The sequence below is a fragment of the Roseofilum reptotaenium CS-1145 genome (assembly GCF_028330985.1).
Taxonomy (GTDB): Bacteria; Cyanobacteriota; Cyanobacteriia; order Cyanobacteriales; family Desertifilaceae; genus Roseofilum; species Roseofilum reptotaenium.
Genome location: NZ_JAQMUE010000098.1, coordinates 56,579 through 70,638, shown reverse-complemented (window position 1 = coordinate 70,638; position 14,060 = coordinate 56,579). Strand labels below are relative to the sequence as shown.

11 protein-coding genes are annotated in these 14,060 nt (G+C 43.5%); 7 read left to right on the top strand and 4 right to left on the bottom strand.

The features are described 5' to 3' along the window. The first annotated feature begins 57 nt into the window (after positions 1–57). Together PN466_RS21920 and PN466_RS21915 are read left to right on the top strand one after the other, a co-directional pair. On the top strand, positions 58–939 hold the full coding sequence (locus PN466_RS21920; protein WP_271943984.1) for a hypothetical protein: 882 nt from the start codon (positions 58–60) through the stop codon (positions 937–939). A 70-nt stretch (positions 940–1,009) separates the two neighbouring features. Next, positions 1,010–3,715: an AAA family ATPase gene (locus PN466_RS21915; protein ID WP_271943981.1), complete on the top strand. Its 2,706-nt coding sequence runs from the start codon at positions 1,010–1,012 to the stop codon at positions 3,713–3,715. 15 nt (positions 3,716–3,730) lie between these two features. Here PN466_RS21915 and PN466_RS21910 read toward each other — a convergent pair whose 3' ends face one another. Continuing rightward, on the bottom strand, positions 3,731–4,162 hold the full coding sequence (locus PN466_RS21910) for a heavy metal-responsive transcriptional regulator (RefSeq protein ID WP_271943979.1): 432 nt from the start codon (positions 4,160–4,162) through the stop codon (positions 3,731–3,733). Positions 4,163–4,378: 216 nt separating this feature from the next. On the opposite strand from PN466_RS21910, the gene PN466_RS21905 reads away from it, so the two are divergent. The 3 genes from PN466_RS21905 (at position 4,379) to PN466_RS21895 (ending at position 5,980) form a co-directional block, all read left to right on the top strand. Beyond that, positions 4,379–5,275: a hypothetical protein gene (locus tag PN466_RS21905; protein ID WP_271943976.1), complete on the top strand. Its 897-nt coding sequence runs from the start codon at positions 4,379–4,381 to the stop codon at positions 5,273–5,275. An 83-nt stretch (positions 5,276–5,358) separates the two neighbouring features. After that, a complete protein-coding gene (locus PN466_RS21900; protein ID WP_271943973.1) occupies positions 5,359–5,604 on the top strand; it encodes an AbrB/MazE/SpoVT family DNA-binding domain-containing protein in 246 nt (81 codons plus the stop codon). Beyond that, positions 5,591–5,980, top strand: coding sequence for a PIN domain-containing protein (locus tag PN466_RS21895; RefSeq protein WP_271943972.1), 390 nt, complete (start codon positions 5,591–5,593; stop codon positions 5,978–5,980). Before PN466_RS21900 ends, PN466_RS21895 begins: the two co-directional genes overlap by 14 nt. Before the next feature lie 235 nt (positions 5,981–6,215). Here PN466_RS21895 and PN466_RS21890 read toward each other — a convergent pair whose 3' ends face one another. The 3 genes from PN466_RS21890 to PN466_RS21880 form a co-directional block, all read right to left on the bottom strand. Further along, positions 6,216–8,639, bottom strand: a complete 2,424-nt coding sequence (locus PN466_RS21890; RefSeq protein ID WP_271943968.1) for an ATP-dependent helicase — start codon at positions 8,637–8,639, stop codon at positions 6,216–6,218. A 49-nt stretch (positions 8,640–8,688) separates the two neighbouring features. Further along, positions 8,689–10,770, bottom strand: a complete 2,082-nt coding sequence (locus PN466_RS21885; RefSeq protein WP_271943966.1) for an ATP-binding protein — start codon at positions 10,768–10,770, stop codon at positions 8,689–8,691. 225 nt (positions 10,771–10,995) lie between these two features. Further along, positions 10,996–12,117 (bottom strand): TRAP transporter substrate-binding protein, encoded by a 1,122-nt coding sequence (locus PN466_RS21880; RefSeq protein ID WP_271943964.1) that lies wholly within the window; start codon positions 12,115–12,117, stop codon positions 10,996–10,998. 11 nt (positions 12,118–12,128) lie between these two features. On the opposite strand from PN466_RS21880, the gene holA reads away from it, so the two are divergent. Then, a complete protein-coding gene (gene holA, locus PN466_RS21875) occupies positions 12,129–13,112 on the top strand; it encodes a DNA polymerase III subunit delta (protein WP_271943961.1) in 984 nt (327 codons plus the stop codon). Between the two features lie 152 nt (positions 13,113–13,264). Further along, positions 13,265–13,774: a DUF4168 domain-containing protein gene (locus PN466_RS21870; RefSeq protein WP_271943958.1), complete on the top strand. Its 510-nt coding sequence runs from the start codon at positions 13,265–13,267 to the stop codon at positions 13,772–13,774. The last annotated feature ends 286 nt before the right edge of the window (positions 13,775–14,060 follow it).

The following is a 14,060-nucleotide window of genomic DNA, read 5'->3' as shown; positions in this document are numbered from 1 at the left end:
GACGCATCGTAGGGATAGACTTCAGAATAGAGAAAGTCTTCAAGTTAGGAACTAAAGATGGCTGATTCAATTATTGAGTTACTTGATGAATTACCGTCGGATAATCTGACGGTAAAGATGCTCAACGCTCTGGATTTTGTCGTCCCTGGAGAGTGGGAAAATGTGGTCGGATGCGATCGCACGATTGAAGTCGTAACCGGGGAAACAGACAGCGATCGCATCCGGGATATCCGCAATCGGGCGATCGAGCTGTACAATGATACCAATAATGGCTATCAAGGGGCTATTTGGTTTTATAAAACCATCGATAATGCAGACAAAGCACTCGGTGCGGCTGCCATGGCGAATAAAGTGGGCGAAAAAATTGGCTTATTAGGATTTTTAAATCGATTAACTCCCAAAGCCGATACGACCCAATCGGTGGATTTATGCTTAAAATTAGTCACAGAATTGATTGCGTACAGCAAGCTGAATGGACTGCCTGTTCTCAATCCAGGTCAATTTGTTACTGAACTGACGGAACATTATCACGGAGCATCCCTCATGCGGATGGCAGCATTAGTCTCCGTCGATGGTTTACTCCCTTTGGGACCAAATTTCTTACAAAAAGTTCACTCAACCTTAGATGAGCAAGGTGGCAGTGTTTTGACCAGGAATCCGGTTTTTGGAGCCATTGCTAACTTCATTCCGGGTGATGATAAATTAGGGTTTATTAACGAGACGTTTGGTGCTGTTGAAGGATGGATGGGGAATTTAGTTGGTTCCGTTGGCTTAACCCCTGAAAGCGTTTTTGACCACATCGGAGGATTTATTGACTTCTCGGATGATGCTTTAGATTTAGTCGGGGCTTTTCTTGACCAATCGACAGACTATTATCGCCATACCGGAATTCAAACCGTTGCTCGTAAATTATTCCTGCAAGCGGCTGAAGACGTTTAGATATACCCAATTTTGACTGATGATTGTGGTTGGGTTATTGCTAACCCAACTTAAGTTAAATAAATTATCCATGGAAATTCTATCTGTCAGTCTGAAAAACTTTAAGTCCCACGCCGATCTCTATTTAGAGTTTGAAGTGGGAAGTAATGCTATTTGTGGAGAAAATGGCGCAGGGAAAACGTCGATTTTAGAAGCGATTGCTTGGGTACTATTTAACTCTTGTCAATATCAGCGAGAAGAGTTGATTCGCAAAGGAGCTAAAAGTGCCCAAGCAACGGTACACTTCATTTCTAATCGCGATGGCAGAACCTATCAAGTAAAACGCTGTACCCGTCGCGGATATGAGCTTTACGATCCACAGATTGACTGTAAGCTCGATCCGACTAAAGTGAATGATGTGCTGCTCTGGTTACAGGACCATTTGGGCGTTCCGAAAGATACGGATTTAGCAAAACTCTTTTCAGAAGCAATTGGGATTCCCCAAGGAACGTTTACCAGTGATTTTCTCAAAAATCCAGGAGAGCGAAAAACTGTATTTGATCCTATTTTACGAGTTGAAGAGTACAAAAAGGCTTATCAAGCTTCGCGGGATTTAGAACAATTTGCACAGGATGAAGTTACAACCTGCGAACAGCATTTAGAGCGATTCGATCTGCAATTGGAAGATTGGCAAACACTCCAAGATCGCCATCAAGAGATCAATGAATGGCTAGAACAAGGGGACGCAGAGAAAGAGACAGTTATTAAGCGACTGAAAACTCTAGAGCAACAACAACGCGAGTTTAAGCAACATCAGCAACAGGTGGAACACTGTACACGGGATCTCCAACAGTTAGAGGCAGAGTATCAAGGGATCAATCAAGATTGCTATCATCGAGAAAAAGCTTATCAGCAAGCCCAAGAGAGCGCCCAAAAATGTGAGGAAAATCAAGCCAATTATCGCGCTTATGAACAAGCAGAAGCTCAGTTAAAGGAACGGGTTAAAACGCAGAAACTGCAACAGAAACTGTTGCGAGACAAAGAGAAACAAGGACAAGGTTTGCACAAAGTCCAGACTCAGTTAACGAAAGTGGAGATGCAACGGGAGAGTTGTCAGGTTGCCGAACGGAAAATTGAAGAGTTAGTGCCTGCGGTAGAAGAGCAAAGTCGATTAGAAGAGAAACAGGAAAACCTGAACACTCAACTGCAAGCGATACGGGATTGGAGGCGGGAGCAAGAGGGCACGGAGCGGCAGTTATATGAGTGTTTAGAGCGGTTAAATGAGGTGAAACAGGAAGGCGATCGCCTGGAAGCCTTAGAACCTTCTGTGGCTCAAATTCCGCAGTTAGAGGCACGGTTGCAAAAGTATCAAGCTCAACTCAGTAGGGTGGCGGCTGCCGAGCAGTTTGCCCAGGAAATTGAGACGTTAATCGATTTAGGGGAACAACAGCAATCGTATTATCAGCAACTTCAGCCCATTTTATCCTCCCTAGATCCAGACGTGCAAACCCTAATTGATGCGGGGAAACATTGCCAGGATCAGAGTTTAGAGCGCCTTCATCAGATGAGTGCTGACTTAAAGCAACAGGTGAACGAGCAGGAATTAACGGCAATGTGCGAGCAGTTAAGATTGCAGTTGGAACTGGCGTATCAATGTCGGGCTGAAGTCAAAAATTTACCCCATAAGCGCAAACAGGAAGAGGAACTGAAGGAGGAAGGGCAGGAACTGCGATCGCGCTTAATCGCCTTAGAGGGTAAAATGGACGGGGAAGAAGCGTTAAATGTAGAATCACATGAAATTGGCGATCGCCTGCAAGAGCTTGCCAACCCTAGAGCGCAACGTCATATTCTCGAACAACAACTTGCAAATTCCCCCAATTTTGAACAGCAATGGCAGAAATTGACAGAGCAAAAACAAGAGATTCAGCACGCTATTGATGGACTCAAGGCGCAACTGGCTAATTTTGAAACCCTTGAAGCAGAGATCGCCCAAGTAGAACAGCTAAAACAAGAGCATTCTGCTGGCTATTTGCTCTATCTGCAATCGCAAAAAGAAGCACAAACCCTAGAAGAGCGACAACAAAAACTGGCGGAAACTAGGGCAAAGTTGGAAGAACTGGAAATCTCTAAACAGAAACAACAAACTGAGTTGAATCGGCTTAATTCTACCTATAGTTTAGCAGAAATCCAACAAGTCGAGCAAGAGCTACAAAATATGAATAATCGCTTGGCACAACTGGAAGCGACCCTTTCATTCCAGCGCAAAGAATTAACCGAAATTTGTCAATCCTTAGTCAAAAAAGGAGAAATTGCTAAGAAACGAGAGCAAACCGTAGTCGAATTACAAAGAGCCAAACGAAACGGGCAATTTATTAAAGATGCTCGATTTTTCTTTAATCAAGCTTCACCCCGAATTACGAAGTTCTATTTAGCCGAGATTTCCCAAGAAGCAGATTCGATTTTTCGGGAACTGATGAACCGGCAAAATGTGGCACTAGAATGGACCGAAGATTATGATATTGTGGTGCAAGAAGATGGCTATAAGCGCAACTTTAAGAGTTTGTCAGGAGGGGAGCAAATGTGTGCAGCTCTGGCGGTGAGATTGGCGATTTTGCGGACGTTATCGGATTTAGATATTGCCTTTTTTGATGAACCGACGACGAACATGGATCGCCTACGACGACAACAGTTAGCGGAGGCTATTGGCAATCTCAAATCGTTCCGGCAATTGTTTGTGATTAGCCATGATGATACGTTTGAAAATATGTCGAATTTAATCCATATTCAGCGACCTTGAAATGAGTCATGAGTCTTAGCCAGATGTCAGATGGGATTGTTGGATAATGGGGCAAATAATTGGCTCTTCTGATGGATTGACGTGGGGAGAGGTTTGGACTAAATCGAGTAATTCTTGTTTTAACTGCGTTAACTCGGCAATGCGACGGTCAATCTCGGCGACTTTGAGATCGATATTCTGCCGTACTTGCTTGCAGGGCAGTTCACCTTGGTCATGAATCTGTAAAATCTGCTTAATTTCTTGAAGACTAAAGCCTAAGTGTTGCGATCGCCGGATAAATGCCAACCGAGATAGAACCTGGGGCGAAAATAGGCGAAATCCTCCCTCTGTGCGATCGACTGCTGCAATCAATCCCAACTGTTCATAATAGCGAATAGTCTTGATCGGAACCCCGCTTTGGGCTTTCACTTGTCCAATCAACAAGTGCTTAGATTGGGATGACAACATAGGCTTTAATCCTGGTCTTGACTCTCCCCTTGACTAGGGAGTTTACCATGTTATCGCGGATGATCTAGAACGTCTTGCTAGTCGAGTAGAGGCGATCGCCCTTTCTCAAGCGCTTCTGTAAAATAGAGGTAGTGTCGAGATTCTAGTCAACAAAGCTGACGAGCAAAAAGGAATTTCGTTTGATAAAATAACCGCATTCCTCCTCAAAGATTAACCGTGACCCGTTTTATCCACGACCAATTTGCCAAACAATATCTCACTGAACTTCTCTCTCCCTTGGGAACGGTAGAAACAAATAAAGAAATCGCCTCCCAAGTTCGCTATATCGATCTCTTGTTTATTCCTGCCTCAGATGCAAATCCAGAACGGGAAAACTTAGGACTCCTCGGACGACTGATCGCCACAACTGCCTTAATTGAACCCTTCCGCAACCCCATTAACAAAAGCGAACTCCGCACCTGCATGATCAAACTGTTTACCCTGCAAGCACAATGGGAACGGCAGAACTATAAGGAAAGTGACCTACCTCATCTGTGGATATTAACCCCCACAGCCTCAGTTGATTTTCTCAACAGTTGTCATGCCACTTCGGATGAAGAAAACTGGGGGAGTGGCCTGTATTTTTGCCCAGACACTTTTAAAACGGCTGTGATTGTTATTCATCAACTCCCCCAAACTCCAGAAACTCTGTGGCTGAGATTACTAGGGCGAGGACAAGTGCAAAAGCAAGCGATTCAAGAATTAGAAGCCTTACCCAGAGACAACCCCCAGCGAAAAAATGTCCTAAAATTAGTAAAAGCACTTGTCGCCCTCTTAAATAAACGACAAAATCGAGAACAGGATATAGAACCAGAAGATGGGGAGTTAATTATGAATCTGATGGAAATGTATGAAGAAGCAATGAGCGAAGATCGCGAACAAGCCAAAGCTGAAGCAGAACAACGAGCCACTCGTCATTTTGTAGAAACCTTACTGCGATCGCGCTTTGGCACGTTAGATGAAGACCTGGCTAGTCGAGTAGAGGCGATCGCCTCCCTGCCCCCTGAAGAATTTACCCCTCTTCTTTTACAATTATCCCGTGAGGAAGTCTTAGCCCGTTTTCCGGCTCAATAAAACCCCAAAACAGTCAGGCGATCGCCCTTTCTCAAGCGCCCCTGTAAAATAGAGGTAGTGTCGATCTAGTAAACAAAAAAGCTATGTTTAGTGCAACCGTCACCGATACCGGACAAATTACTCTTCCTCAAGAAATCCGCGATCGCCTAAAACTTGTCAGTGGCAGTCAAATTAGTTTTATCATTGATGAAGAGGGTCAGGTCAAACTTTTTCCCCTCAATGTGCCAGTGGAAGAACTCTCAGGAATGTTGCACCGGCCAGGGATGAAAAAAACAACCCTTGAAGAAATGGATAGGGCAATTTCTGAGGGAGCTAATGATTGGACTTGATACCAATATCCTGGTTCGCTATCTCACTAAAGATGATGAAAAACAGTGGCAAAAAGCCGTTGAACTTATTGGGCAAAACCAGCCTTGCTTTATTGCTAACATTGTTCTTTGCGAATTGGTTTGGGTTCTGAGGGGACAAAACTATGGGTTAACTAAGGATGAGATTATTCAGGCTCTAGAATCCATGTTACACAGTGCAGCTTTTGAATTTGAAAACCGTTCTACGATCGCTCAAGCCATACAACGCTATAAACAAGGAAGAGCAGATTTTGCGGATTATTTGATTGGTGCGATCGCCCGTCAAGTAGGTTGCACAGAAACCGTGAGTTTTTATCGAAAGCGAACCAGTGAAGAAGGGTTTCGCTCTCTAGAGTAGCGAACGAAATTCTAGCACATTTTCCGACTCAATAGAGAAAAAATATTTTAAAAATATTTAAAGATGGGTCATCAAAATATTGCTCCCTGTCTGATTAAATCAGTCTTGAAATCCGCGTTTAAAATATCCTTTGTTGACATCAGCTCTGAAAAAGTCTTGCTTTTCTACCATGGCACTTATTCTAAATAACAGTTATTATAGCGCTTCATTATAAGGCGCACTCCTTATAATGCCCTTAATTTTCACAACCTCTAATTGAGATCGCGGATTCAGGGAATTGACGTTTTAAGGCAGGAAAAACAGGACAGACAGATTGAGATTGAAGCGTCATCTGGCGATTGACATTAAACTTACTCCAAGTAAACGGCGCTTTGTTGGCAGCAGACATCCATAAGAGGCGTTTAGCACGAGTCATGGCCACATAGAGTAGGCGATATTCTTCAGCGGTTTTTAACTGTTCGGCTTCTTGCCAAGCTTCATCGCCCTCTGGAATCGGATCGTCGTGTAAATAAGCGCGAATTTGGGCACGAGCGACTTCCGCTAAACTAAATTCTCCTAGAAATCGGGTTTGGGGAGGAGTCCAAAAACTCCCAGGAATCATATTTTTGTGTAAAAACGGCAAAAAGACATAATCCCAGTCCAATCCCTTGGCTTTATGCATGGTAATAATGGTAAGCTGATTGAGCCGCATATAAGGGGAATCATCGGCAGTATCTACTTGAACTGGCTCAAATCGTTCTGATTGTACAATTTCAGTTAGAACTCTCAACAGAGCCGACAGGGACGAGTCGCCTAGGGTTTGCTGGGTGACTCGTTCTGCTAATTTATCAGCCGTAGCGAGTTCGTTTTGCGTATAGCGTAGGGCAAGACCGAGAAAGGGAATGAGTTGGTAAGGGGGTAGATCTAATCTAGCCCGCAGGAGGGCGCGACAGTAACGCTGGGCGCTTTTGCTGGTTTGGCTTCCAGGAGAGTCCAGAGGCCCGGGATAGAGGAAAACTTCGGGTAAGCTGGCAAGGGCGTTGAGGTCTTGGGGAGGAATGAGGCGGCGGTTGGCGAGAACGGTGAGGGCTGCTTTGAGAGCGTCAGGAGAATGGGGACGTTCGAGGAAGTTGAGCAGGTTGAGAATTTCGGCGGGAACGTGGGAGTGGCGATCGCTTTCTGCGACTTCAAATAGGTTAATTTCGGTTCCGTATTTCTCCCGCAGTTGATGGGCAACAAATCGCCCTTGATCGTTCGTGCGTACTAGGACAGCGGCACTGCGATAGGGGTCTTGGGTAAATAGGGTTTTAATGCGATCGCCAATTAAGTCTACACTTTGGAAGACATCACGGGGAGCATAGAGTTCTAAACCGTTACCTTCTGGGGCTGGATTTGCGTCCGGTTGCGGGTCTTCCGAAGGTACAGGTTTAATCCGTTGCACGCTGAAGGGTAAGGGGGCGGGTTGATTTTGCTGTTGAATATGCCGGTTTACCCATTGCAGCATGAAATTAGCTGCTTGGAGAATAATGGGACTAGAGCGCCCGGCACAGTCAAGGGAGATCAGTTGGTTTTGGGTTCGCAGGCGATCGCAAAATTGACGAAAATAAATGGGGTCGGCTGGGGTAAAGGTGGAGTTAATGGCTTGGTTGGGATCTCCCACTCGGATCAGGTTGATGGTGGATTTATTGGCATTTTTGTCAGAGTTAGGGGCGGGTTTATCGAAATTTTTGTCTATCAGCCCAGAGCTGGGTAAACCCGCCCCTACAGAATCCTGCTCCTTTTGGGCTAAAATTTCTAGCAATTTCGCCTGTAGGGGACTCGAGTCCTGGGCTTCATCTTCAAAGACGGCAAAGACTTGATTTTGCCATAACCGTCTTGCGCCCACATCCTCCAGAACCCGCAAGGCTCCGAGGATCATGTCATCATAGTCGATCAAAGAGCGCGATCGCAGTTGCTGTTGATAGGTTTCGTAGAGTCCCGCCGCAATGCGTAAAATCGGGTAATGCTCTCCAGACGTTTGACTCTCTTGAATTTGTGCTAGTTCAAAGAGATCGGAGGGCAATAAACCAGAGCTTTTAGCTTCGTGGATCGCCGTATAACCTAAGTGGGGTAAAACTTCAGTACGCAGCACGCCTTGACGGCGCAACCGTTCCGTTTCTTCTCCGTCCGACTGGTTGCCCTCCAAGAGTCTTTTGTACAGTCTGGGGTGGCTATTAGCCCAGTGTTCGACACTTTGGCGCAGCAGTTGGTGCGATCGGTTGGGAGAAATCAGTGTGAGTGCATCTAAACTCAAGGTGGACAACTCTGGATGGCGCGTTGCAATTTGTAGAGCCAACCCATGGAGCGTATGCACCACAAAACCCGTGGACGGTAAACCCAGGGTTTGCAGATGGCGGCGAATTTTGCCCTTCAGACTCGCCGCAGCCGAACGAGTAAACGTCACCACCACCAGTTGATGATGGATATGGAGACGATTTTGGGCAATGGCGATCGCCGCTGCACCTGCCATCCCCGTAGACTTCCCCGATCCCGGCACAGCCGAAACCGCCAACTCTCCCCCTTCCCAGTCCGCCATCTGTCTTTGCCCGTCTCGTAACTGGTTGCGGATCGAGTTTAATCCGGTTTGCAAGCGATCGGAAACCGGCTGTTCAGGAGTTGTTCTTGAGAGAAAAGTAACCATAAACTTAAATCTTAATCCTCTATTCTCTATAACCCTTTTCAGCTAGGCTTCATGCACTCAATCTCTGATCTTCATGGGGTAATGATGTCCAGCTTTGATGAGCTGGAATTTCAATTTCAAACCTAGCGCCTTCACCCGGTTTTGAATAACATTTTAACATCCCCTGATGATGCTCTGTAATGATTTTATAACTAATCGATAGTCCCAAACCAGTTCCTTCACCCACAGGTTTAGTTGTGAAAAAAGGATCGAAAATTTTATTTGTAATTTCGGCATCTATACCTGGGCCATTATCCTGAATTTGAATGGATATCCTGTCCGTTTCTGCCTGATATTCAGTATGAATTGTTAAGACTCCATCCTCCAAGTCTGCATTCCTATTGTCTCCTTCCACCATAGACTCTAAAATATCTATGCCATTAGCTAAAATATTCATAAAGACTTGATTGAGTTCCCCTGGGTAACATTCCACCAAAGGTAAATCACCATATTCTTTGTTGATCTGAATTGTTCTTCCTTGATTGCTAGCTGATTTTAAGCGATGTTGTAAAATCAACAATGTGCTTTCAACACCTTCATGAATATCCGCTTCTTTTAAGTTTGCTTGATCGCTTCTCGAAAAATTCTTCAAAGATAAGACAATGTTATAAATCCGATTAGCCCCCATATCCATAGATTCAACTAGCTTCGGCAAATCTTCCTCAATGTATTCTAAATCAATCTCCTCTATCTTTTTAGCCATATTCATATCATCTGGATACAATTCTTGATAAGATTGCACTAAATCGAGTAAATCTTGACAATAGGTAGTCAAGGGAGAAAGGTTGCATTGAATAAAACTAATGGGATTATTAATTTCATGGGCAATTCCAGCCACCATTTGTCCCAGGCTTGACATTTTTTCTGCTTGAATGAGATGGGACTGAGTTTGTTTCAAGTTATGCAAAGTTAATTGCAGCTCTTTGTTTTTTACGTGGAGTTCTTCAGTTCTTTCTGCTACCAGTGATTCCAGGTTTTTGTTATACATTTCTAATGTGTCTAGAGAAAGCTTAAGAGAATCCGTCATCTCATTAAATGTCTGGGCTAAAATCCCAATTTCGTCCCCAGACTCCACTGAAGATTTGACTTCAAGATTTCCCGATATTACTGAATTTGTCACTTCTGTTAATCTTTGGATCGGATCGGAGATTTTACGTTGCAATACTAGAGTCATAATACACCCTAAAATTAGGATCAATAGGGAACCTATTAAGGTTTGTAGTTGAGCCGAATTCAATCTGGAGACACCGGATGTTAATTCGGATCTAAATTGTTGTTTTTGCGTCTCGACAATATAATTTAATATAATCAGCATTTCTTTGGCAATCGGTTCAGCTTTGCTTTGATATATATGCAGATCTTCTCGATAGCGATCGCTCTCGATAATTTCAACAGTATTTTCTATAATAATTTCTATTTCAGCAAAATCTTCAATAATATCATTCAAAGCTTCTTGCTGACTTTGGGTCAAGGAATACAACCTAGATTGAATATTTTCTAAGCTAGCTTTACTCTTCCGATAATGTGCTGTATAATCGAAGCGATATTTATCCTCTCGTGTACTAATGTAATTCCTCATATCAGCTACCAATAAGGAAAATAAACTTTTAAGATTAATCGTCTCTTGGAATAACTCAAGATCTGATAACAATCTCGGATTTTGCTCTTGGCTTATTTTATCAATATTGGCTAAAATATGAATCGCTAATAGTTCTCCTTCTTGTTCCCAAAGACGAAATCCTGGCTCACTCTTCAGGCGATCATCTTTTAAGTCAAAGAGGTAGGGAGGCAACTCTGACCAAATTTCATAAAATCGGCGCAAGTTTTTCAACTGTTCTAGTTGTATCGGCACGTTCCATTGTTGAAATAGCTGCTCCATTTCATGAAGATTTTCTTCAAAAGCATGTCGAGATTCCTGATATTGTTGTCGAAATACAGCATCTCCCGTTACCAAATAACCGCGTACATTAGAGAGCATTTTTAGCAAATTGCTTTGTGCTTCTGAAGACGATAGAGCGATCGGCATTCGCAATTCTTCAGTCCGATTAATATTCAAAGTGGCTTGGACACTACTCCAATAATTAACTCCCATAATTAAAAAGGTAACTCCAATCAAACTACCAAAAGCTAAGTTCAGCTTGTTTTTGATGGTAATTTTCCTGTTTTTTGTAATCTTCAGGATATTGGATATTGATAAATTGATAGATCGGACAATTGGATTAAACATGATCGATTGAAGGGGATGGCAATGTACCTGATTGTATCTATTTTATACTGCTCATTCAGAATTTTCCTAAAAATAAGAAGGTATAGATAGTTAATTGATTGGGGAAATTCCAGAGATAAAATCAGAATAAGTTAGGTCATTAATTGGATACCATTTATAAATACGAGATTGAAACTGTTTCCCTTGTTGATAGATTCTAGCAAAGTCATCACTTTCTGAGGCATACTCTTCATAGAGTTCTAAGGCCACTTGGTAGGCATTTTGTAAAATGTCTTGGCTGTAGGGACGTAACTCGGTACCACTTAACATCATTCGCTCTAAGGCTTCTCCATTAGCGGCATCATATCGACTGATGGTTAAAAAATAAGCTTCAAGAGCAGCAGAACGAAAAATTTCTTGGTATGTTTTGGGAAGCTGATCCCATTGCCTTCGATTAACTAAGGCAATCAGTACAGATGAAGGTTCCCACCAACCCGGATAGTAATAATAAGGAGCAATGCGGTTGAGTCCAAGCTTTTCATCATCATAGGGCCCAATCCACTCAGCAGCATCTATTGTACCTTGTTCCAATGCTGGAAAAATTTGATCCCCAGGCAAAACTTGGACTTCACAGCCGAGTCGTTCCAGTATCTTACCGCCCAGTCCAGGAATTCGCATTTTTAGGCCTTTGAGGTCATTGATGCTATTAATCTGGCGACTAAACCATCCGCCCATTTGTAGTCCAGTGTTACCAGCGGGAAACACATTCACGCCAAAATCTTGATAAATTTTTTCCATGGCCTCTAGTCCTCCCCCATAATAAAACCAGGCATTATGCTGTTGAGTGTTCATGCCAAAAGGGACACCCGAAAGGAGTCCCAGAGCCGGATTTCGCTCAAAGGAAAAGAGAAGATTGCTATGGCCACATTCTACGGTTCCTGCAATTACACCATCGAGAATTTGTAGGGGAGAAATAATTTCATTGGCAGGATAGGGGGTAATCGTGAAGCGACCTTCAGTCATTTGTTCGACGCGCCGACAAAGGATTTCTGCGGCTCCAAAGATGATATCTAGGGATTTGGGCCAACTGGTGGCCATGCGCCAGCGAATGAGGGGTTGGCTGGGAGTGGGTTCGGGGTTAGGTTGAGGAGGGTTCGGGGATTGACAGGCGGTGATACTATAGGTGCTGGCTGCGCCTAAGGCGATTTTATGGAGTAGGTTTCGACGTTTCATGGTTTAGGTTAATGCCAATTTATGTGTATTGGGGAGATGATGAGTTTGCTATGCAGCAGGGGGTTAAGCAGTTACGCGATCGCCTCCTCGATCCCAATTGGATTTCGTTTAATTATACTGAGGTCTTACCGGATCAGCCGGGGAGTGTTATGGAAGCTTTAAACGAAGCGATGACTCCTCCATTTGGTTCTGGAAATCGGTTGGTTTGGTTGGTGAATACAGGTCTATTTCAGCAGGCATCTGGTAGTCTATTGGCTGAGTTAGAGCGGACTTTACCGGTTCTGTTAACCTCATCAGTGCTATTACTAACGGTAGCCGGAAAACTCGATCAACGATTGAAAGTGACGAAGCTGATGCAAAAGTATGCTGAATTCCGGGAATTTTCTTTAATTCCACCTTGGAAGACTGATTTACTCTTGCAACGGGTTGAGGAAGTGGCGAGTCAACAGGGGGTGAAATTAACCAAACGAGGAGCGGAAGTTTTGAGTCAGTCTGTAGGTAATGATACTCGTCGGTTGGTAAATGAGTTGCAGAAGTTGGTGTTATATCATCCAGATGGTGAGGTTTTGAATGACCAGGATGTGGAGCAGTTGGTGGTCTCCAATACGCAAACGAGTTTAGAATTGGCGCAGGCGATCGCTAAAGGCCAGGTAGATCGGAGTTTAACTTTGATTGAGGGTTTATTACACAGAAATGAACCCGCTTTAAGGATTGTTGCTACCTTAGTGGGTCAGTTTCGCACGTGGTTATGGGTTAAATTGATGGTTGAGAGCGGAGAACGTGATGATCGCCAAATTGCCCAAGCTGCTGAGGTTGCTAATCCTAAACGGGTGTATTTTCTCAAACAACAGGTGCGATCGCTCCCTTTTGCCTCATTACAGCGCACTCTACCTCTCTTGCTTTCCCTAGAGTGGGGACTCAAGCAAGGAAGAGCTGAACGGGAAATTCTCCAGACTCACATTATCCAAATCTGTCAGCTATATCGGAAATCTTGACGTACAATTGGAGATTATCTCCCATTACTGATTAGCTCTTACCAGGAACCACTGCCAAGCGAGTAGAGCTGACAATCTGAGATAGATATGGAACTTCATCTTCCTAAAAGAATTCAAAAGAGTTGATCGTCTTGTGTCTTTAATGTGCCATTATGAATCATTCATTTAATTTTCAAGTTCAACTTCGCTCTTCTGGTGGATTCTGTTTGGATTGCCAATGGATCGGCCGGACGTTAATTGCGAGTGTATTATCTTTATGTGGATCGTTAGCGGGAGCAAGCACTGCACAAGCTCAATTTAATTCTCCCGTACAAATGGCCAATTTTGTGCAATCGGTTTTGGAAATTGAATTGGCTCGGGAAACGACTCTGCAAAATACTCAAGGATTGGTTCCCATAGGAAATAAACCCGTTTTTGATTGTAATCTAGAGGCAGGAACCGTAAGTAATACAACTGGAATCTCCCAAGATATTATTAGTCATTTACAAAGTTTTTGTAGCCAGTCACAAACTGTTTTACAACAGCATAATTTATCCCCAGAAGAGTTTCATAAAATGAGGGTGATGTATGGTCAAAATCCCCAGCAGTATCCTCAAATTACTCAGTCGTTTCAACAATTGTGTCAAAATAACCGATATTCAGAATTACAGATCTGCCGTTAAGAGAATAAAACAGGCGATCGCTCTCCGGATACAGATCGCCTTCCAGAGATTATCTTCGAGGTAAATAAAAAATAGACATAAAACCCAAATTATAGGCAGGGGATAGTTAACCTTTGGACAACCCATGGGGAGAATGCTAAAATTAACCCACTTCTGGATATCATCAGAAGTAAGTAGAATTTCAGGCTGGAAGACCATCTGAAGTCTCAGAGAGTATCAAGGTGTAGTGCCAATCGACTGTAACCCTGTTTCTAGCCTGGGAAGAGATCTGATCAGGGTTGAAATT

Bases quoted from the DNA above. Each gene is read 5' to 3' on its own strand.
- PN466_RS21900 (WP_271943973.1), top strand. From the start codon at position 5,359: ATGTTTAGTGCAACCGTCACCGATACCGGACAAATTACTCTTCCTCAA.
- PN466_RS21910 (WP_271943979.1), bottom strand. From the start codon at position 4,162: ATGTTGTCATCCCAATCTAAGCACTTGTTGATTGGACAAGTGAAAGCC.
- PN466_RS21890 (WP_271943968.1), bottom strand. From the start codon at position 8,639: ATGGTTACTTTTCTCTCAAGAACAACTCCTGAACAGCCGGTTTCCGAT.
- holA (WP_271943961.1), top strand. From the start codon at position 12,129: ATGCCAATTTATGTGTATTGGGGAGATGATGAGTTTGCTATGCAGCAG.
- PN466_RS21895 (WP_271943972.1), top strand. From the start codon at position 5,591: ATGATTGGACTTGATACCAATATCCTGGTTCGCTATCTCACTAAAGAT.
- PN466_RS21870 (WP_271943958.1), top strand. From the start codon at position 13,265: ATGAATCATTCATTTAATTTTCAAGTTCAACTTCGCTCTTCTGGTGGA.
- PN466_RS21880 (WP_271943964.1), bottom strand. From the start codon at position 12,117: ATGAAACGTCGAAACCTACTCCATAAAATCGCCTTAGGCGCAGCCAGC.
- PN466_RS21915 (WP_271943981.1), top strand. From the start codon at position 1,010: ATGGAAATTCTATCTGTCAGTCTGAAAAACTTTAAGTCCCACGCCGAT.
- PN466_RS21885 (WP_271943966.1), bottom strand. From the start codon at position 10,770: ATGGGAGTTAATTATTGGAGTAGTGTCCAAGCCACTTTGAATATTAAT.
- PN466_RS21920 (WP_271943984.1), top strand. From the start codon at position 58: ATGGCTGATTCAATTATTGAGTTACTTGATGAATTACCGTCGGATAAT.